15 protein-coding genes are annotated in these 21,041 nt (G+C 58.5%); 5 read left to right on the top strand and 10 right to left on the bottom strand.

What is annotated here, in order from left to right; translation table 11 throughout:
• Nucleotides 1–14 precede the first annotated feature (14 nt).
• Nucleotides 15–1,157 (top strand): tyrosine-type recombinase/integrase, encoded by a 1,143-nt coding sequence (locus DIE17_RS07355; RefSeq protein ID WP_124920782.1) that lies wholly within the window; start codon nucleotides 15–17, stop codon nucleotides 1,155–1,157.
• 37 nt (nucleotides 1,158–1,194) lie between these two features.
• Here DIE17_RS07355 and DIE17_RS07350 read toward each other — a convergent pair whose 3' ends face one another.
• From DIE17_RS07350 to DIE17_RS07305, 10 genes are all read right to left on the bottom strand, one after another.
• Nucleotides 1,195–1,926, bottom strand: a complete 732-nt coding sequence (locus DIE17_RS07350; RefSeq protein ID WP_124920781.1) for a hypothetical protein — start codon at nucleotides 1,924–1,926, stop codon at nucleotides 1,195–1,197.
• Entirely contained in the window at nucleotides 1,926–3,956 is a 2,031-nt protein-coding gene (gene pglZ, locus DIE17_RS07345; RefSeq protein WP_124920780.1) for a BREX-3 system phosphatase PglZ, read from the bottom strand. The genes DIE17_RS07350 and pglZ overlap by 1 nt, the downstream gene beginning before the upstream one ends.
• A complete protein-coding gene (locus DIE17_RS07340) occupies nucleotides 3,953–6,760 on the bottom strand; it encodes a DEAD/DEAH box helicase (protein WP_124920779.1) in 2,808 nt (935 codons plus the stop codon). The genes pglZ and DIE17_RS07340 overlap by 4 nt, the downstream gene beginning before the upstream one ends.
• 3 nt (nucleotides 6,761–6,763) lie before the next feature.
• Nucleotides 6,764–9,544, bottom strand: coding sequence for a DNA methyltransferase (locus tag DIE17_RS07335; RefSeq protein WP_124920778.1), 2,781 nt, complete (start codon nucleotides 9,542–9,544; stop codon nucleotides 6,764–6,766).
• Nucleotides 9,537–11,393, bottom strand: coding sequence for an RNA-binding domain-containing protein (locus tag DIE17_RS07330; RefSeq protein WP_124920777.1), 1,857 nt, complete (start codon nucleotides 11,391–11,393; stop codon nucleotides 9,537–9,539). The genes DIE17_RS07335 and DIE17_RS07330 overlap by 8 nt, the downstream gene beginning before the upstream one ends.
• 32 nt (nucleotides 11,394–11,425) lie before the next feature.
• The gene (locus DIE17_RS07325; protein ID WP_260439215.1) at nucleotides 11,426–15,178 is read right to left on the bottom strand and encodes a DUF6079 family protein; all 3,753 of its coding nucleotides are present in this window, start codon (nucleotides 15,176–15,178) and stop codon (nucleotides 11,426–11,428) included.
• A gap of 10 nt (nucleotides 15,179–15,188) precedes the next feature.
• Entirely contained in the window at nucleotides 15,189–15,692 is a 504-nt protein-coding gene (gene brxF / locus DIE17_RS07320; protein ID WP_124920776.1) for a BREX-3 system P-loop-containing protein BrxF, read from the bottom strand.
• Nucleotides 15,689–15,907: a methylation-associated defense system helix-turn-helix domain-containing protein MAD1 gene (gene mads1 / locus DIE17_RS07315; RefSeq protein ID WP_124920785.1), complete on the bottom strand. Its 219-nt coding sequence runs from the start codon at nucleotides 15,905–15,907 to the stop codon at nucleotides 15,689–15,691. The genes brxF and mads1 overlap by 4 nt, the downstream gene beginning before the upstream one ends.
• Before the next feature lie 270 nt (nucleotides 15,908–16,177).
• Entirely contained in the window at nucleotides 16,178–17,341 is a 1,164-nt protein-coding gene (locus tag DIE17_RS07310) for a helix-turn-helix domain-containing protein (RefSeq protein ID WP_409410392.1), read from the bottom strand.
• Between the two features lie 61 nt (nucleotides 17,342–17,402).
• The gene (locus DIE17_RS07305) at nucleotides 17,403–18,038 is read right to left on the bottom strand and encodes a hypothetical protein (RefSeq protein WP_124920774.1); all 636 of its coding nucleotides are present in this window, start codon (nucleotides 18,036–18,038) and stop codon (nucleotides 17,403–17,405) included.
• 204 nt (nucleotides 18,039–18,242) lie between these two features.
• On the opposite strand from DIE17_RS07305, the gene DIE17_RS37715 reads away from it, so the two are divergent.
• The 4 genes from DIE17_RS37715 to DIE17_RS07290 all read left to right on the top strand — a co-directional run bounded on the left by DIE17_RS37715 (nucleotide 18,243) and on the right by DIE17_RS07290 (nucleotide 20,982).
• The gene (locus DIE17_RS37715; protein WP_221624889.1) at nucleotides 18,243–18,374 is read left to right on the top strand and encodes a DC-STAMP domain-containing protein; all 132 of its coding nucleotides are present in this window, start codon (nucleotides 18,243–18,245) and stop codon (nucleotides 18,372–18,374) included.
• Nucleotides 18,367–18,855: a hypothetical protein gene (locus tag DIE17_RS07300; protein ID WP_124920773.1), complete on the top strand. Its 489-nt coding sequence runs from the start codon at nucleotides 18,367–18,369 to the stop codon at nucleotides 18,853–18,855. Before DIE17_RS37715 ends, DIE17_RS07300 begins: the two co-directional genes overlap by 8 nt.
• A gap of 83 nt (nucleotides 18,856–18,938) precedes the next feature.
• The gene (locus DIE17_RS07295; RefSeq protein ID WP_124920772.1) at nucleotides 18,939–19,913 is read left to right on the top strand and encodes a DUF932 domain-containing protein; all 975 of its coding nucleotides are present in this window, start codon (nucleotides 18,939–18,941) and stop codon (nucleotides 19,911–19,913) included.
• Nucleotides 19,914–19,986: 73 nt separating this feature from the next.
• Nucleotides 19,987–20,982, top strand: a complete 996-nt coding sequence (locus DIE17_RS07290; RefSeq protein WP_124920771.1) for a YqaJ viral recombinase family protein — start codon at nucleotides 19,987–19,989, stop codon at nucleotides 20,980–20,982.
• The last annotated feature ends 59 nt before the right edge of the window (nucleotides 20,983–21,041 follow it).

Below are 21,041 nucleotides of genomic sequence, written 5' to 3'. Positions count from 1 at the left end.
CCGTACGAAAATTCATGGCTATTCCCATCACCAGCAAAACCGCTCGCGACAAACTGGTCCCGCGACGGGAACCCTACTTCGCTCGGGTTCAATCCGGTCTTTACGTCGGCTTCCGGAAACTCGCGGAGGGCGACGGAACATGGATCGCCCGCAGACGTAACGAAGCGGGCAAGCAGGAATACAAGGCGCTCGGAACCTTCCCGACTTTTGATGAAGCGGTGAAGGCAGCACTCGAATGGGCTAAGACGGCGGATGCCGGCGTCTCTACGAAGACCACAACCGTCAAAGACGCGTGCGAACACTATGTGAAGCATCTAGGCTTGCACAAGGGCACCGCCAGCAAATCAGACGCCGAAGGCCGTTTCAAGCGGCTAGTCTACAACGACAAGCTCGGGCGAATTGACATTGCCAAGCTACGCACCTCGCATCTGAAGGACTGGCTGGGCGAGCAAATCAGCGAAATCGAGGAAGCGGCCGAGGACGAAGACGACATCCGACGCGCCAAGGATACGGCAAATCGAAATCTTGCTTCGCTGAAGGCAGCGTTGAACCTCGCGCTGCACGATCGTCTCGTAGCAACCGACGCAGGCTGGAAAACTGTCACGAAATTCAAGGATGTCGGGCGCAGAAGGCAATCGTTTCTCCCCGCAGAACAACGGACTGCGTTGATCAATGCCTGCACCGCAGATATCCGACAACTGGTCAAGGCGATGCTGTTCACCGCAGCTCGTCCCGGCGAGCTCGCACGCGCCTGTGTCAAACATTTTGATCGCCAACAAGGCACCCTGGCTCTCGATGGAAAAACCGGGCATCGAATCGTTTCACTGTCGTCGGCAGCAGTTATCTTCTTTGAGGAACAAATCACGGACAAGATCGCCAACGCCTCAATCTTCTCGACCGAGTACGGCCAACCCTGGAACAAGGATTCGTGGAAAAAGCCCTTCAAGGATGCCGTTAAGGCGGCGCAGCTTCCCACATCGGTCGTGATGTACTCGTTACGACACACCGCGATTAGTGAAATGATCGCGAATGGCATTGATAGCTTTGAAGTCGCCCGGATGGCGGGGACATCCACCGAAATGATTGACAAGCACTACGGACATCTGCGCCACGACCGGATGCGAGCAAAGCTTGACGCTGTCGCTATTCTGTCGTGACGACTGGCTGCCATCTCAATCCACCAACAGACCACGACTAGCGACCTGACGTTGCGTTCCGCAAGGCAACTGACCTATTCCCCGGCCCATCCGCCCTTACAATCAGGTGCTCGCTGTTCGACACCAGATATGCCAACGGCCGTGTCAGATTGAGCGGGAACAGCACCGGCAGCGATTGCAGGTTTGATATTGCAAGCGGCTTGTCTGCGTAGCACGATGCTGCTTCGATCAGCCACGCCGTAAGCTCATCGTTGTCTATCGTCGTAGCAGCTCGGCGGATCACGCGCCGCCCCTTTTCAATCCGCTCCACAGCGCCCCAACTGGCCTGACTCTGGACGACCATGTTCGTCATCCGGTAGGTACCTTCGCGCTCACCGTAAATTTCACTCATCCTTCGATGGATTTCGGCGGAAGCGCAGTCACCTTGCAGGGCCGTCAGACGCCCAATCAGTTCGGCCACTTTTCCGAAAAAGGGATAGGACGCGACAGCCATGCCCCAGCACAGTACAGCTACAGGCACGTCCGGATGCGCCTGGAAAATCTCTACGCCACGGTTCGCGTAGTTCACCAGCTCGGCCCGCGGCTCAAGCCACAGACGCTTCAGCACGGTACGCGTCTTCGTTCTTGCGGCGGCACCCAACTCGGCGGCATCGAGCAATGCCTCCAAATCTTCGCTCTGTGCCGCGCCCGCACGAATCTTCAGCGCAGTCGCCGCCCAGTCGAGAGCAATGAATCGGTCAAAGCCGATTCGAGGAGCCAACGTGTTCATCAAACATCATCTAACTTTGAAACCTTCACGAAAGGAACAATTAGTTCCTCAACCGAAACGCCTCCGTGAACAACCACTTGGTCGCCAGCGGGAACAAACGCACTGCGCCCACCTGCGAACAACGGCACAAAATTCGCCGGCAGCCCAGCAATATCCAGACTAATCGTAGTTGAGTACGCCACCGAAGACTCAGCTCGCAATGGTTCGCTGCGATAGACCCGAACGCGCTCACCGCGTGTCTCCGCGATCACGCCCTGATTGGGCCTGCCGACGCCTACGGCATCCACGTTACCATGGTCTGCTGTGACGTAGATGCTAAACCCCTCGGCCAACAAAAAGGCAAGCAGTCGATCAACGAAACCTGTCTCGAGCCAACGATCGATCCACAGGGCTACATCCTCTTTGGATCGCTCCTTGTGTAATCGTTCGTCCACCTCGTCGATCACCAAACCAAGCACCTTGGGCTTACGATCAGTGATGTCGGCTTGCAAGGATGCCAGTTGATCGAGCTGGCGTAGGGCTCGCCGGTACATTACATCACCAGGAGCGACGCCCCCCTCACTTTGCCAAAACGCTTTCCATAAGCTTTCTTCCTTGTTCGTGTGATCTATCGAGTCGTCGAATTCGCGCGGCTTCAACCCGGAAAATAGCGCCTGACGAGAAACCGATGTCACCGTGGGCAACCAGGCGAATGCGGTGTTCTCATCGAATGCCAGCGGCTGACCGTTTGCAATCAGATGTTCCCTGATCCGGACCCACTGATCGAATGCGAGTCCATCGAACACGAGCAACGCCACTTTGGCCTCGCCCGCATTGCGGCGCTGACGAAGAAAGCGCGGAATGTGATGCACCATGACCGGCCCCTTGGTAGCCGGTTGCAAAATCAGATCAGCGTAGTGGCTGGCTGCGACCCACATCTGCAATCGCTCATCTGAGAGCGCCTGAATCGCCGTGACGTGAGCGCGAAGCTCCGCCATCTGCTCTGCGGTGCCCTTGCCACGCAAGTCGTGAACCCGGCTCAACATCTCGCCATAACGCTTGGCGAAATCACCCCATTGCTTGTGCGAGGCATCTGCGCCCGGCACTGTCGAGCCCAAGATGTCGATGTTCTCTTCCACCCTCGCAAATTGTGACCAGACATCTTCGACGATACCCGCCTTGATCCATCCTGGCATCCCAGCAGAGACACCGGACACGGCCAGAGGATGCAGGCTGCCGTCGAGGAACATCGAATAGATGATGGCACGCACATCGGTGTGATCGAAGGGAATTTCCACCTGCCGCTTGCTCTCATAACCTCCATAGGGCGGAGGATCAGGCTCGCTAAGTTGTGTACTGTCCAGATGCAATTCGGCCAGATAGCAATGCCAAGCGTCCTGCACTACACGCAGCAGCGCACTCCTGGACGACAACCACTTACTAATGGGCTGCCCCACGAATAGGCCTTTACCGTGCAAAACGCCTGCCACATGCTCGGAGAAGACTTCCGGCAACGCCCGGTTGGCGAAGTGCAACCGGAGTGCCTCACGCCAAAAATCCACGGAGTTTCGAATGGATCGCGGTGTTAACTGATACACGTGTTCGAGGATGAAATCCTTGGACTCACCGTCACCGCGCGCCGATTGCAACTCGCTTTGATGGGCGTCGAACAATGGCGCCAGAAAGTCCGGCTCCACCTGCCGCACTGCGCTATACGCCAGCTTAGGAAACAGCTCCGCGAGAATCAGTCGTACCTGACGGGCATGATGAACAATGTCCCACGGCAGGCTATCTGCATTGTCACGACGCAGATGCACGATCAATGCTGATGACGGCGCCAACTCACCGGCATCCCACGCGGCACGATAACGTTCCTCGTATTCTGCTCGGAATTCGAACGGATCTTCGTACCCAATCACATTGAAGCTACGGGCGCGAAGCTCGGATAGCAGCTTTTCGTCAAGCAGAACACCATCAGGGTCGCAGGCTATCCATAGCCTGGAGAGATCCGCAGTGAATCGGTCAAGGATGCGTTGATGCCACAGGCTCATACTGGACGCTCGCGGGCAATTCGTACCATCGTTACGGCGTTCAGTTCCGGTGTGCAGTTTTCCATTTCGTCCAAGATGGCCATACGAACTTTATGCTCAGCTTGCAATTGGCGGCGGCGGTATTCGCGCACGGCGGGCAGACCAATCCTGCCAATAGCTTGGAAGCGCGCTTCGAATGCATAGATAGCGCGATCACGTTCACTCTTGATGTTGCTGCGATGCTCTTCCAGCATCGCAGCAAACATTGACTCGCCTTGTGCCTTGGCCACAGCGAATGACGCATCGAACCAGTGCGCCGAGTCTTCCACATCTACGGCAGATAACACGACCACATCCTCAGTCAACAGCAAGTCCCACACGCGCTTGGCGGTGGGCACAAAGGTACGGCCTTCATCGTTAATGAAGACGGGCAAAAAGCGCTTCCGGCTCGCACCTTGCGCCGTCAGACCAATTTCCCAGAGGGACCAGATACCGCTCACGGAACCCGGCAGACCGGTCACACGGATCACAGGCAAGGGCTGCCCTGCCACGAAGCGTGGCACACTACCGATGACAGCACGCGCACGTGGGTCTTCCATCGTCAGCCATTCCGCCGTCGGCTTATCGTCCGCCGTGCGTGAGTCGAAACACGCTTGCGGTGTTTCACTGCCGTCCGCCCAGAGCACCCGCCAGACATCGCCGGTCTTGGTTGCCGCCCCACCTCTCGCTGCCAGCCCGTTGACGACAGCACGTTCTAGCCAGAACTGCGCCGGATGGTCGCGCCACTTGCGCGCTTCCATGACATCCAGATCGTGCGGCACAGCCAGCAGATCGTTGTGCCGGTTCGATTCTTCCAGCGTAGCGCGCAACTGCGAGGCGACGCTGTCACATTCGCGCTCAATAGCATCCGGATGTTGCAGGCTCTGAACGAATAGCTCATCGAACACCGGCTCGACTTCCGCCGAATCCATCACGTCCGCGGCCTTGTCTACGCCGAACTCGTCAGCGATGGCTTGCAGCTTCTCTTCCAGCACCTGCCGCACGCGGTGCTCCACGGTGTCTTCCAGAACGAAGTTGATGGCGCGCACGACGTGCTTCTGCCCGATGCGATCCACGCGCCCGATGCGCTGCTCAATGCGCATGGGATTCCACGGCATGTCGAAATTGACGATGACGTGGCAAAACTGAAGGTTCAAGCCTTCACCGCCCGCGTCGGTGGAAATCAGCACGCGCCTGTCCTCCGCGAAGCGCTGCAACGTGCGGGTACGCGCTTCCATGTCCATGCTGCCGTTGAGTGTCGCTACCGAAAAGCCCCGGCTTTCCAGATAGTCGGCCAGCATCGCCTGCGTGGGCACGAACTCGGTGAACACCAGCATCTTCAGCGCTGGATTGCCTTCCTCCTGTTGCAGTTTGTAGATCAGCTCGAGCAGGGCTTCGGCCTTGGCATCCGTACCTGCGGCCTCGGTGGAACGCGCCACCGCCAGCAAGGTTTCGACTTCCGATTTCTCCAACTCGATGCCATTGGCTTGCAGCACCAAGTCCACTTGCGCCTCACCATCCAGATCGGCCCATTCGTCGGCGCTAAGGCTTTCGAACAGGCTGGCCTGTGTCTGCGGCATCTCCAGCACCGTCTGACGCTTTTCCAGCGTTGCGCGGATCGCGGCCGTGCTGGATGTCACCAGCCGCTGCATCAAGATCATCAAGAAGCCGACGTGGCGCTGCTTGGCGGCCAGTGCCTTGTTGTAACCATGGCGCACATAGTCGGTGACGGCTTCATACAACTGCTGCTGCGCTGCGTGCCGCGCCTGCCATGCCACCGTGTGTAAGCGTGTGAGACGTGGGCGAAAGAGCGGCTGGCCTTCAGCATTGACGGCCGCGCGCTTCTCGGTGCGGATGACAAAGGGCTGCACACGCTCGCGGCTTACGCTGCTTTCGTCGGGAAAGGCATTCCGGTCCAGCAACTGCATCAGACGCATAAATTGGTCTGTCTTTCCTTGATGCGGCGTGGCAGACAACAACAGCAGATAAGGAGATGCCTCCGCCAGCGCTGCGCCTAGCTTGTAGCGCGCCACCTGCTCGGTGCTGCCGCCCATGCGATGCGCCTCGTCGATGATGACCAAGTCCCATGCCCCCGACACCAACTCCTCGAAGCGTTCACGGTTGTAGATCTGGATCTGCTCCAGACTCCAACCGCGCCGCGATTCCAATGGCTTCACCGAATCCAATGCACAGATCACCTGATCGTGCATCCGCCACGGGTTGTCGTCCGCGCTTTCGCTGCGCCACTGACGCAAGGCGGCGAACGCGGATGGATCGACGAAGTGGAAAGGCTCGCCAAAGTGCTGGCGCATCTCGGTCTGCCATTGCCGCACCAGTCCCTTCGGCGCGACCACAAGAATGCGCTTGGCTCGGTCGCGCAGCTTCAGCTCGCGCAGCACCAAGCCCGCCTCAATGGTCTTACCCAACCCTACTTCGTCAGCCAGCAGGTAACGAACGCGATCTTGGCTAATGGCGCGGTTCAACGCATAGAGCTGATGCGGCAGCGGGATCACGCTGGACTGGATTGGCGCTAGCAGTAGGTCTGCTTCGAGCGCGTCCTGCAACTTGGCCGCTGCCACGGCATGCAGAATTTGCTCCACCGTAGGGTGCACACCATCCAGCATGGCTAGTTCTGCAGCCACCGCGCGCAGCACGACATCCTTGGCAGGCAACCAGACGCGATAGCCAGATTCGCCCCATAGCGCCAGCCGTTCGACCACGCGGCAGGGCGTCGCACGCCGGACATGCCAGCACCAGTCACCCGTATCGAAGCCGCGCTCGGTCATCGCTCACGCTCCGTCTTCGCTGCGCGTCAGCGCCATGTCGTAGAGCGTGAGCAGCTTCTCATCCTCTTGCAGGGTCTCTTCCGGCAGTTTGTTGGCGATGGCGAGAATGGTGCTGTAGTCTTTCTCGGCCCACGCGGCGCGGAAGCCCGCGCGCAACACTTCCAGGCGGGACTCTTTGATCTTGCGGCCCGTGAAGGCCTTGTACTGCTCGAACTCCTTAAGCAACGCCTTTTCGCGTTTTTTCTCGAGATCCTGCGCCTTGTTCGGGTCAGGCACATACCAGCGATCCCTCGCTTTGGCAATGAGACGCGGGTCGTTTTTTTCCAATCCGCGCACGTCCTTGTGGTTGGACGAGAGATAGCCATGAATCTGACTGGGCACCTCCCCCATGCCGTCGTAGCGCAGGAAATTAGCTTCCAACAACGCGGAGAGTTCCGGGCGAACCTCGTGCTTCCTCCAGCCCGCACCCAATTGCCGGATAAACTCCGGGTGGATGTCCTGATAAGTGGATGGCCGCTTCTTGAGGAAATCCTCCACCCAATCAATAGCACTCCGTTCGTCGGAAACGAATAGCTCCATCTGAGACGCTCGCGCGGTCTGTGCGCGTTTCTTGTCGTATTCGGCGACCTGTTCTTGCAAGAAAGCCATGCCATCGCGTTCTGCAAAATGACGGCTGAAAATGTCTGCGAGGAATTCGGGGCTGGAGAGCGGCACTGGCGCATCGTGGCGCACGAACCAAGCCACCATGCGGTCATAGATGCGGCGTGGGCTACGCTCGGCGACGGTGTCCAGCTCACCGCTCTTCTTGTATTTAACGACAGGCAGATTCCGTAGATGGGTTTGTACGAAATCCCAAGCCGATGCCACCGTCGCCCCGCTTTTCGTAAGGCGGTCTTCCAAGCCGCCATTGGGCTTGTACGCGGAAATTACCAAGTCTTGCTTAACCGCCGTGGTGGATGTGACTTGCCGGAAACTGCCCTGCACCTTGTCCAACGCCGTCACCTCTGCCACAACGAAACCAGCCTGCTGCAATGCCACTTGAATGGCATTCCATACCGCCGCTTTGCTATTAGAAAACACCACCGTCATCCAGCGCCCCGGCTTGAGCACACGGTGGTATTCGGCGAAGCAACGTTGCATCAAGTGCTGGTATTCGGGCAGTGCCTTGTGCTTGAATTTGTCGATGATGGCTTCGGGCTTGGCGTCAGTGGTGACACCGTGCCACGCTTCAACCAGAAAGTTCAGATCAGCATAGTAAATGTTTTCACCAAAGGGCGGATCGGTGAAGATGTAATCCACTGAGTCGCCTGGCAACGGAAGTGTGGCTGCTGTGCCTGTTGTCACCGCCACATTGGAAGCCGACTTCAAGCTGTGGAACGTCTTTACCAGTCGATCGAGCTTTCCATCAAGAATGTACCAGGGGCTGCATTCGGCGTGTTGAGATGCAACGTAGTACACGCCCGTCAGGTACTGATTGACTTGCGAGAAGCCCGTCGGTCGGAATCGGTTTAACAGGGTAGCGGTCCAAACTGCCTGTTCGACCATGAAAATCAGGAAAGCCCGAATGCGCAGGTCAGGATGCGCTTGTGCCATCTCCCACAGTTTGCCCATCGCCTGAGCAGCGCGCGGCAGATAAAAATGGTGAACGTGGGTGAAACCCTTGGGCGCGATCCGCGAACCGTGATACATGTCCTCAACGGGAAAACGATTCGTTGGCACTGACGCGGGCAGCGGCAGGGCTTCGATCTTCGCCAGCGTGGCCAAGTCGGCAGCGTCCGGTTCTTTCTCGTAACGCGTTTTTCCGACGACATAATAAATCAACGATGGCTGAAACTTCACCCGCTGCCACGGTTGGCCCGTGGCCGGATCAACGCGAGTTTCAAACACACGCTCCAGCCTGTCCTTGTTCAATTCTGCACCACAGTGCGGGCACGGAAAAGTGTCGCGCACACGCTTGCTCTCTTCTTCAAGCGCCTCATCGAGAAAATTCACCGTGCCCGCGCATTCCGGGCAACTAAACACCTCGCTCCAAACCGTATATTCGATACGCCCCTTGGTTACGCCGTCGCTATGCAGAGTGTCGTACATCCAGCCAATGTCCTGCTCCACGCCCTTGAGCAGTTGCTTGCCTGCCTTCGCGAAGGCCTCCACATCGAACGGAATGTTGTAGTTCGCGCCGATGAAGGTCGCGGCTGGCGACAAGTCGTTGAGCACAGCACGACGTGCGCCCCATTGAGGCGCGGCATGACCTTCCTTTTTCCATGCCAATTCTAGCTCGTGCCGATAGCTGGCCGGAGCAGTGCCGCACCACTGCGCAGCCACGCCGGTCATGCCCGAACCAGAAAAGCCGTCCAGCACCAAGTCACCAGGCTTCGTGTAGTGCAGAATGGATGGCACGATGGCTAGATGTGGCACCTTGGTGTGGTAGCTGTGTGCTTTGTAGATGGCGTCGGTCTTACCCACGCTCACGTCAATTGCCAACGGCTCACGGCTGTATTTCACCGTCGGATCGTAGGCCTTGCCGTAGTGTTCAACGAAATCCACCAGCCACGGATTCGGGCAGGCGGTGTAATACGGCGGATCGGACATGGCGAGAATAGCCTCGTCCGTGCCCTGCGGAAAACCTTCCTGCTTGCGGAACTCTGACTCCTTCAACTTGGCAGCCAGCAGTGCAACATAATGCTCGCGCCGGGCCTGATCGCTGGGGAACGTCTGGCCAAGGCATTCAACTGGGCTAGATGCCACTTCTTCTGCGCCGAAGTTCAGGGACTGGGTGCTACTCATCGTTTTCTTCCGTTCGGCCGGCGGCCGGTTGTTGTTCGTGCAGTACCTTGAGTTTCACGCCAACCTCGGTAAGCACGTAGCGTTGCTGCGGCGATCGCGGTTTATCGGGGACAGTTTGACGTAGCACTCCGCCCGCGAGTAGCGGCTCTAAATGGGTGGCGACGAAGTGCGGACGCTGGCGGTAGCCGGTATAGCGCATCAACTCGGCAAGCGAGCGCGGGGCATCGGTAAAGCCAATGATGCTCCACTGCACGGTGGTCAACCGATCAAGCCCAATTATTCCAGATACAGCTTGATCGGTAGCTTGATCGGTCAAACCGCCCACCGCCGCACCGCCGGTAGGCGATTGATTTTCCTCATTTTTTCCATCAGCACCCGAAAGGAAGCGGGCCCGCAAGTGCTCGGCGAGACCGAACAAGTTGTTGGACTCTCCTCGCGCCACGATCAAGGCTTGTACAGTCAGGCGCTGCACAAGCTCACGGGCACCGACCCCACTCAATCCAGTGAGCGCTTTGACATCGACAATGTCGATCTGTCCCTGACGGGTCAGGTAAGCGAACACATCAGCTTCCTGCTCGCTCAGATGCACGCCCAGACTGGCCTGCGCCAGAAGCTGGGCTTCGGTAATCAGTTTTTCCTTGCGCAGTCGCAGGCGAAAGCTCTTTTCGGCCTTGTGGTTTTCAATCTCCGGCGGCAGATAACCCAGCTTGCGCCAACCGTCGAAGATGGCACGCACGCCGGTACCACCTTGGTCGGATAGGCCGATGCGACGAAAGGCATTGACGATACTGGGGTTGCGCACTTCCTTATCACCGGGATCGAGCAATTGCTCGCGCGACGCGAAGGCATCGCCCGGGTTGAAAAACTCGGTCTGATCGCGGAAGAAGCGGACGACCGGCACGCGTGTGGTGTCACCAAAATCCTGATGGATCAGCAAATTGATGACAGCCTCACGGAAGGAAATGTAATCCGGCGGATCGTCGTCACGCCGAAGGGTGGCGGCATCGATACCGAAGGGTCGCTCACTGTGCCGAAAATAGAAATCGACGATGGCCTGCCACGCCTTGATGAGGTTGTCTTCCACAGTGATGCGGTCAGCCCAGCGCACCGCAGAGTCGTAGTCGGTACTCGCGTTGTAATAAAGCTGCACGTCCACTACCATGCGCGGCAGCACCTGTCTGACGTACTCGCCACTGCCCAGCACCAGAATAGCGGCGCGGGTGGGACGCAACACACCTCCCTGCTCGACCAGAAAGCCCCATTCGCGCAGGAAGGCTTCATCGTTAGCGGTCGCGTCCTTACCCGGATTGCTGGCGGCAAAGCGCGTGCGATACCAACGCAAGGAGGCTTCATCAAAGCAACGGGAAATGTCCACGTCCATCAACTCGGCGTCGTAGCGAGTCGCCGCCCCATCGCGAATGAAGCGGAGCAGTTCATCCCCCGTGCAAGTATCGTCACGCCCACCACGGCGGACGAATGCCTTCTTCGGGTTGCCGTCGAGATAAACGGGCTTTTGCCTGCGCGCTGCCTCGGGAATATAGAACGCCAGCACCGTGCCTTCATCCAGGTTGTGCACCTTTCCAGCGATAGGCAGGAAAGCGCTGATTTTGTTGGCGTCCCGGACCTGACCGAGAAAGGTGTTCTGGATGCCATCAGCATCGGTGACACCGGTGACGGTGAACGAGCCATTGGCCTGCTTCACGCCAAACACCAGGTACCCGCCTGCCGTGTTGGCAAAGGCACTGACCGTTGAAAGCGCATCCTTCGGTACTGCCCAAGTTGCTTCCTTGAACTCGATGTCGTCCCACTCAATAGATTGGAGACGTGCGAGCAGTTCATCCCTCTCCATGCATGCTCCGTCGGAATTTCGTCGTCACGGCATCACTCAATAACGAAACGCAGCTTGGTGGCATCCTTGCCCTTGCCCCGCTCACTAATCAGCGCATCAAACCGCTTGCGCAATTCATCGGGCGTCACGGGCGCACCACCTTGCAGCAGCGCTTGACGCAGTTCATCCGTTCTTACCGTGATCTTCTCCAGTCCAGACAAGGCTTCCTGAACGGCGCCGGCGAAGTCGGCAGTTACTGGCTCCGGCAGCTTGCGTGCGGCGAGGAACGTGTCGATCAGACTTTTCGACGCAGAGGGCAGCAGGCTCAGGCTTTCCTGCGTGAAAGGGTCTTCCAAGTTCTCCAACAAAGTTTGTTGCCAATTGGCCAGCAACTGATCAAGGTCGTCGTCCAGCTTGCTCAGTCGGTTGGCGGCGGGTAGCAGTTCCAGTTGCTCGGCGGACGGACGAAATTGGCAGTGCGGACAAACGGGAGCAGCGACCAGCGTCGGTTCGTCCAGCGCTGAGCAGCTTTTCAGGCCGTTCAGTGCGTCCTCGAAGGCAATGAGCTGACTGGTAGGCATCAGCGATACGTCGGCCAACACTCGCAGAGATCGCAAGCGTTCGTCTTTGCGCAACGCATTGCGGGTTTTCTCTTCGGTCACACCGAGTCGTGCCTTGCTGTGAGAAGCGATATACGCGGCGATATAGTCCCTCTTGAGCTGAGCCAGCACTTGGCGGCAGTCACCAAGCACCGTAGCAGCACGATCTGCCGTGCGATCGTCGGCCAGTTTCTCGAACAGAACCTTGCGCGCCGCATCGGCTCGCTTCACCCATTCATGGCCGGATGACAGCACCATCTCCGCCTGCGAAAGATAGGATGCCGTGCTCCCCAGTTCGCCGACCAGTTCCAGCAGACGCTCGACGCCGGTAAGCACGTCCAGATTCTTCTTCTGGGTGTCGATTTCCTCCTGCGTCACACGCAGGTTCTTCAGCGTGCCAACCGTGTGATAACGCGACAGCGATTCCGTGAACTGCTTGAGCGCATCGAGTCGCGCATACCAATCCTTGGCTTCTTCGTCACGGAGCAAATTCTGCCCCCAGAATCCGAGCTTGCCTTGCTGGAGATCGGAACCGGCCTTAAGGACACGCGGCACCAAAGCGCTGATCTTATCCCTCAGCGCAATGACCGGCTCGTTGTCGCCTTGGCTGGCTTTCTGCGCAAGCCCGGAAGCCAGTCCGAACAATTCGAACAGTGCGCGCAGCACTGCAAGATTGATTTCCTTGGGCGCTTCGATGTGCTTGAACTGCAGGAGTTCATCGGCAGAGCGTTCGGCCAGCAGGTTTAGTTTGCCGGAGTCGATCTTGTCGCCCGTGATCGACAACACGATGTCACCGCTATATACAAGCACACCCAGCACAACGACGAGCAGGTCGGGCTCCAGTCGTTGTTTGGCAGGGGAGAAATACTCTACGTCCGTCGCGCCGGCAATCAGTTCGCTACGATTAAGTACCTGGCCGTGACCTTTGGCCTTGAGACGGTTCAAAACCTCTTGGGCGTAGCGCGAATTGGTCGGGTCAATGCGGTCGCCATCAAGCATTTCCAAGGCATCGAGGACCGCGATAGCATCTTTGGTACGCGTGCCACCCGCGAGCGCGCGCAATGTGCTGGAAATCAGTGACTTGCGGTTGGCCTCGGTGACCAGGACGGGGAACTTCGGGTATTCGGGAGCGATGTCGGCGAAATGCTGGTTCAACACCAAGCCCGACACAGTGTTCACGATGTCTCGGAAATTGATCCTCTCATTCGGTCCCAAACGGGCGCGGTCACGCAGCGACACACCCTTGACCCAGTCTTGCAGCGTCTTGGCTTTGCCTTGATAAGTGACTTCAAAGGCGACCAACTGCGCTTCCTGCAACCACTTGCTCATGCCACGCAGGGCATCTTGCGCCTTGGAAAGATAGACGTTTTTTGCACCGCCACTGGCCGTAGATGCCAGATCGAGAGACGCCGCGTATTGCGATAGGTAACGCTTGTAAGCTTCGTCCAGCGACTTCAGACGGAAAAACACCTCGTCCGGCTGCTGCTTGTCGGTAAAGCGGGGCTTGTCGAATGGCTGGACGAAGTAGATGTAGAAGTCCCGTTCCGGCTGCGCCGTCGGGCGATCGTTCGGTGCGCCGAAGAACAGGTAACCCAAGCGCTCGACGCGATGCTCTTGCCATTCGATCTGATACTGCCAGATCTGGAATCCGGGATAACGAAGATCGTCGCTGCACTCCATCAGTGCCTTGATGGCACTGTAATAGGCTCGATCGAGTGCGTCTTCGGACAGCGCTTCGGCACGCTTTTCGATCTGAGCGTCATAGTCAATGTCCTTCTTGAGATCGAGGTAATACTGTTCCGTGTCGGCGGCCTTGGAGATGAACTGGCCGTTGACGGTCTTCAGCACCTCGCGCAACACGGTTTGCACCATCGACAGCAAGTTTTCGGCGGGCTCCCCGGGCATATCCTCAACCCCAGGTTGGAACAGGCACAACGAATCACGTAACTCGGCTGCAGTGGGACCAATGGGAATGTGGATGTCCCCTCCCGTAGTCAGACGATGCACTGCCAGCGCGTAGATAACGCGCAAAGCCATTGGCCTGTAGGCTGGACGGGTGAACGCCTGCTGGACTCTGGACTCCAGCACATCAGAAACACGCAACACTTCCTTGATGTTCGGATCGGCGCGCAAGACCGAGTTGCTCTTGACGGTGTTCCAAAAGCTCTCGTAGGCGATCAATTGTGGTCGATCGGTGGGCACATCTTTCTCAAGGATGGCCTGCATCGCAGATTCGATGGTCTTGAGCGCGCCGCGCTTCTCCGTGAAATGGATCTGCTCGAACGTCTTCAGGTAGTCGGGGTGAACGGGAAAGAGTCGTACGTATTCGTCCATTCGCTCGTTCATCGAGCCATAGAACTTGGCGAACGGCGTAAGGTATTCGCGGATTTTGCTCTGCTGGTCAACGGACTTCTTGAGCAGGCGAGCTGAGACAACAAAGCTGACATCCTGACGATCGATCAGGATCTGAGTGAACCGCTCATTGACACGCCGGATGCTGTCGGCCACATGCTGGAAACGCCCGCCATCGAAAATTGCTTCCTGCACGCCCGCCACAAAGCGGAACTTCAGATGTTTGGCGACCTCGCCAATTTGGCGCAGGATAGCCAGATCGAGAACCAGTTCGTGATCCCTGCGCGACTGCAGGTATTCGAGGAATTCGTCCACCACGACCAACATCCCCTGATTCGGAAATTTCTCCCCGAAGGCGGCCATCATTTCTTCAAGCGAATCCTTGTTGTTTAGTTCTTGGTCCGCACGCGGAAAAGTAAAGTCCACGCCAAGCTTTTCGAGAAAGCGCTCAAGCTGCTGGGTGATGATCTGGCGCAGCGGCATTTCAAGTCCGCCGACTTCAATACGCAGCACTTTGAAACGACCGGCGATGGATGCCACCGCGTCGACAACTTTGGGATGCCGGATCATAGACGCGTAGGCGGCATCTTCTGCCACCAGCGACAACACCGACATCAAGTGCGATTTACCCGTGCCATAGTTGCCGACGATGAGCACGCCCTTGTGATCGACCGCTTCATCGAAGCCGAGTTGAGGCACCATGAGCTTGGAGATACGCTCAGCCATATCGTCGGAGATGACGAACGTCGAGACGAGCTTCTTCGCTTCGGCTGGACGATCGGCGTCAAGCAGTTGAACGACTGACTCGATCTGCTCGAACTGAATCAAATCTCCGTATTTCATGTTCTTGGCCATGAGTTTGATGTTAGCTTTGCGCTGTTTCGAAAATGACCACGCTGTCGCGGCTGTAGTCACGGTATTCTGGGTGCCCCATGCTGGCGTATACCAAGTGTCCATCGCGCATTTCGCCCGGCCACACGGCGACGACACAACGGGAATGCGCCAGACGCTTGATGAGATCGAGTGGATTGACCTTCAGGCCCGGTTCAAACAGCACTTCGATGTTGTCGAGCAGCAGTGGTGCTCTGTTACCCACGCTGTTCGCGATTTCTCGCAACAGTTCGCCCGCCGAGAAACTTCGCTTTAAAACGGGCGTGATGGCAAGACGATGCCCCAACTCTGCCCCGACGTTGACCGGCGCTGTTTTAAGCTGCTCGGCCAGCGCACGCAGGAGTGGAGTCTTTCCACTGAGGCCGACCAGTAGGATCAGCTTGCTCTGGAGAGCATCTACTTCCCTGACGAGCCGTTCGAGCTTATCAAGCACTGGAAGGGAGGTGACGCGCGAGGACGTGGCAATGGCACCAGTCATGATTTCCCCTTGTCGGACCTGGAAGATTGGCAATGCGAGCCAATGCGGCTGGCAATCCAGCGATCTAATTCAGAGCGGCGAAAGCGCCAACTACCTCCAAGCTTGAAGCCCGGGATTTCTCCTTTCTGAGCAAGGCGATAGACCGTCCGTTTCCCGGCTTTGAGATATACAGCGACTTCGTCGAGCGTCAAGATTTCGCTCTCAGGATCGGTCATCGTCTCACCCCCTGCCATTTGCCGAACTTGAACTTTGTTTGCCAAAACTGTCCAATTTTCCCACATTGAGGCATAAGCGGCCAAGGAGTTGACTCGCAACCAATCCGTTTCAGGCATGTACCACTGGCTCCAGGAGCGGCGACAACCTGCCCGCTCCGTTGGCGCAATCCAGTGCTGGTGAACCTCCCCGGAAACCGTGAATGTCCACCTGCGATTCCTTTTTGATTTCTGCTCGCGTTCCCGTTCAGCCTCGTCTTGCAATCGGCGTGCTCATGTACGCTTGCCGCGCTTCGACGGAGAGCTACCGTGCGTATGAATCAGATGAAGCCCATCACGCATGGCACTGTCCTTAGAAGGCGTACCGTCCCCGCGTCCTGTCAACAGGTTCAGCATCAAGTTAAACGTCAGGGAGTCGATTTCTTTTGGCGGAATCGCAAGAGCGTGGGCAACATCAGATCTTGACGTTCCTTCATCGCGCAATGCCTTGAAAACCTTCTCCAGCACTTGAGACTTTTCATGCGTCATTGGCTCCGGTTCGTTTGTGCGGTAGCCGGCTTCTGCTAGTTGAATACACAACGTCCTGTAGATCCATGCGCTCGTCAGCCCAAGTGCGTGCATTCGGTAGTTCAACGCCGCAACCGACACTTTCCAGTGATGTTTCGCGCGTACCAGCCCAGGCAATGTCGCCACACGAGGCGCATAAGCCAGAACACTCTTGCGGGGCATGAGGAACGCCGAAGCAAACGCGTTTGCTTCGCGCTCCAGCTCGGGCCCTTGCGTCTGCCCATGTCGATGCAGGATCAGATGGCCCAGCTCATGTGCCGCATCGAACCGGCAGTGTTCAGCCGACTTATAGGTGTTCAAGAACATGAACGGCGTACCACCGTGCCACATAGAGAATGCGTCGACTTCTTTCGCGTCAATCGCGAGCGAGAACACGCGCACGCCCTTTGATTCCAGCAGGGCAATCATATTCCTAACCGGCAGCTCACCAAGCCCCCACTGCGAGCGCAGCGCCTCAGCCGCCGCCTCAGGGCCATAGGCCGTAGGGATCGATGGATATGGGATATCCTCCTCGAAATCTTCCAGACGCGCCGGGTCCGTCAGCGTACCGGGCTCCCGTCCGAGGTCGGGAAGATCGGGGGACGGCAGGTTGAAATTGCGCTCTAGCCACTCGTTGAGCATGAGCCCGATCGCGCCCGAACCCAGCGCGCTGTCACGCTGGCGCGCGCTCATCTTCGACATCGACCGGAAGCTCGCCACGCTACCCGACAGCTCGCTCGGATCGCCGGCGAAAAAGAACGCTTCGGGGAAGCCGAGCGCTGCCGCAATACGTTGCATATTGGACGGTTCCGGCTCCTGGTCTCCCTTTTCGTACGCGGACACCGACCGCTCGCTGACGCCAATGCGTTCAGCGACTTCCCGTTTGGTCATACCTCGTCGCCGCCGCGCGAGCGAGAATCGCTTTGAGTTGAACATCACTTACCTGATTGCGCTACTTACGGCTCACCGCCACGTCGACGTCCGGCGATTGGGGAATTGGCAACACCGCGGGATTACCGTCCAACTCAATCGCACCGAGCACAATGCGTTCGGACCACGAAGTCACGAAACGTTGTGTCGAGTCGTAACCGTTCGGGCGAGACAGTTCAAGATGGAGCTCGTCGCTTTTGAAATGATGCAGCAGTATCCACGTGTCGAGCGCGCGCTGCTCGTCCTCTACGGGCGGCAGGGTCTCAGGAAACAGATCCGCCGTCCGGTTGTCGTCCACCGCCTTGACGGTACGCGGACCTTTTTCGCTCTTGTTGGACGGCGTCCGGTCCTTGATGCCCGTTGCATCATCGCCCGACGCGACAGCGATTGCGACAGCAAGCGCCGGATTGACCACCAACTCGTAGTTGCCTTCGTCCTGCTTTTCCCAACCACGCGGAATGAGAAAATCCCGCAGGGCGGCAACCGTCTCATTGGTCAGTACGGAGTGACGATACAGCCTGGGATGGTGGGCCGTGAGACGCGCCCGGTACAGAATGGCCTGCAACACTGCGTCGATGAGCACCTGCCGGTCAAGCTGCAATTGCGCTAATCGGGTATCGACATCGGCTGGCTCGTGAAAGACGACAGTGGCAAACATGGGTATGCCCCAGAAGTTGACTTCCGGTTACTTTACCACAAATGTGGAAGAAAAATCGGAAGCCAGAAGCAGCGACTCGATGTCACGACACCAGACTGACGATCCCATTTCTTTTCAGCCCTATATCACGCGCCCGAGCACGCAGCAGACTGCTGCTCCGTCGCTGCGATTGCGCACCGGCGAACCCGCCTCAGGAGTCCGGTGATGCTCCCTACCCCACCCCTCGACTATCTGGTCGCATTCGTGATGTGCTTCGTCCTCGGCACGCTGTGGACGATGTGCGTCGGTTGCTACGCCAGTCACATCCGGCGGAAGGCGATGGCTAGCCATGCCTGATCGCAATCTGCCCTATCCCCCCTTTGACGATGACAACGAAGACGGATCGCTGCACGAACACATGCGCCTGCACGGTCATGAGCCTTCGCAGGAGTCGTCCCGCCCATTCGGGCAGGAGCTACCTCGCTACCGTCCGGATACGGGCGAAGTGATCTACGCCTGCCCTGCGTGCGAGTCGTTCCGCACGGAGCCTCGCCACATTGCGCGACGAATCGGCGGTGCAATAGGCGCCACTGCCGGCGGTACCAGCGCGGCCGCCGCAGCCCTGTCCGGCGCAGAGATAGGTGCCGCAGCTGGCACGCTCGGCGGCCCATTTGGCGTGCTGTGCGGCACCATCGCTGGCGCGATCATCGCGGGTCTGGCAGGTGCTGCAGCCGGCTGTGCGACCGGCGCGGCGCTCGGCGAAACCATTGATCAAAAGGTGCTCGACAACTGGCGCTGCCGCGCCTGCGGACACATCTTCTCGATCCGGCTGGACTGATCCAGCCTTCCGGATTTCTCTTTCCCGTTGTTCCCCTACTGCCCGGCCGCGTGCCGGGCTTTATGCACTTGTCTGGAGGTTTTATGCATCTCGTCAGCAACATGGCTTTTGTCGGCGATACCCCGTGGCATGGTCTTGGCAATCAGCTTTCCCGGAAACAACCTATCGAGGTCTGGGCTCGTCAGGCCGGCATGGACTGGACGATCGAATCGGCCGACGTCCGTTTCGTCGCCGGCACCATCAGCGGATCTGCCAACCATCTCGGCTCGATCCATGCGTTTCCCGAACAGCGCGTGCTGTACCGCTCGGATACGAAGGCTCCGCTGTCCGTCGTGTCGTCTCGCTACCAGGTCGTGCAGCCGCGCGAAATCCTGGAGTTCTATCGCGACCTCACCGAAGTCGGCGGCTTCGAGCTGGAGACGGCCGGAGTGCTCAAGGACGGCAGGAAGCTGTGGGCGCTCGCCCGTACCGGCCAGTCCGTCTCGCTCAAGGGACACGACGAGGTGAACGGCTACCTGCTGCTCGCCACCGCCTGCGACGGCACGCTCGCGACCACCGCCCAGTTCACGTCCGTTCGCGTCGTGTGCAACAACACACTCCAGATCGCCCTTGGCGATTCGGCCGGCGCGGTGAAGGTGCCGCACCGCTCGCAGTTCGACGCCCAAGCCGTCAAGCGACAACTCGGCATCGCGATTTCGTCGTGGGACGGTTTCATGGTGCGCATGAAGGCGCTGGCTGACCGCAAGGTAAACGACACGGCTGCCGAGGCGTTCTTCCGCCGCGTGCTGACGTATCCCGCCAGTTCCAGCGTACCGGTGCCAGCCACCAACGACAGCGCGATCAGGGCAGTGCAGTCGCTGTATGCCGGTCGCGGCAAAGGCGCCACGCTGGCTTCCGCATCCAGCACGGCATGGGGTCTGGTGAATTCGATCACCGAATACGTTGATCACCAGCGGCGGTCGCGCAGCGACGATCACCGGCGCGACGCCGCGTGGTTCGGTGCCGGTGCCGCGATCAAACAGCGCGCGTGGGACGAGGCAATGAAGTTGGTTGCCTGAACCCATGTCCATGACTTCATACGGCCCGGCCGGGATCTTACCCGCCGGGCCGTCCTGTTTCTGGAGGTTGCAAATGGCTTTGCCTGAATCGGCCGGGCGCGGCCGGCCTCGGCCTGCACTACGGCTTGTCGAGACGAAGTCCCTCTCCCGTGAAGATTGGTCATCGGTAAGAAAACATGGGATCGGCGGCTCCGACGCGGCGGCTGCCGTAGGGCTGTCGCCGTACATGAGCCCGCTCGAACTGTGGCTGATCAAGACCGGCCGCGATGCGAACCTGCCAAAGCCCGATCCGGGTGATACAACAGAGCCGGTGTACTGGGGCACGCTGCTCGAACCCATCGTTGCCGCTTCGTACACGAAACAGACCGGCAACCGCGTGCGACGGGTCAATGCGGTACTCCAGCATCCAACGGTGTCGTTCATGCTGGCTAACGTAGATCGGGAAGTCGTCGGCAACCGCGACGTGCAACTGCTCGAATGCAAGACGGCGGGCGAGTTCGGTGCACGGCTGTGGCGCGACGGTGTGCCCGAGTACGTGCAGTTGCAGGTTCAGCACCAGCTCGCGGTGACGGGCAAGTCGTCTGCCGACGTGGCCGTGCTGATCTGCGGTCAGAAGCTCGTGGTGCATCGAATCGAGCGTGACGACGGACTCATTGCCCGCTTGATCGAACTCGAAGCCGCGTTCTGGCGGCACGTCGAGACCGATACGCCGCCAGCCGCTGACGGCTCGGAATCGTCCGATCGTGCGTTGCGCTGCCTGTATCCGGGCGCAGGTGGCACAGTCGATTTCACAGACGACCGCCACCTGTCGTCCGTGTTCTCCGATCTTGTCGCCGTGCGCGCCGAGATCGAGGGCCGCCAATCCATCGAGGCGAAGCTCAAGCAGACGATCCAGCAGGCGATGGGCGAAGCCGGTCTGGCGCAATTCGAGACGGGGTCCGTTTCCTATAGGTGCAGCAAGGACGGCACCGGCATCGATCTGAAACGTCTACTGGCCGATCAACCCGAGCTTGCCATGCAATACGCCACCACGAAACCCGGCTCACGCCGGTTTCTCGTGAACACCTGAATCCCCGCTGTTCCTGCTGCACTCCTCCCCCGCTTCATTTCCCCTCTGTTTACGTATAC

Source organism: Burkholderia sp. Bp9099 (assembly GCF_003857805.1).
In the GTDB taxonomy this organism is placed as follows: Bacteria; Pseudomonadota; Gammaproteobacteria; order Burkholderiales; family Burkholderiaceae; genus Burkholderia.
This window is presented reverse-complemented; position numbering and strand designations above follow the sequence as displayed.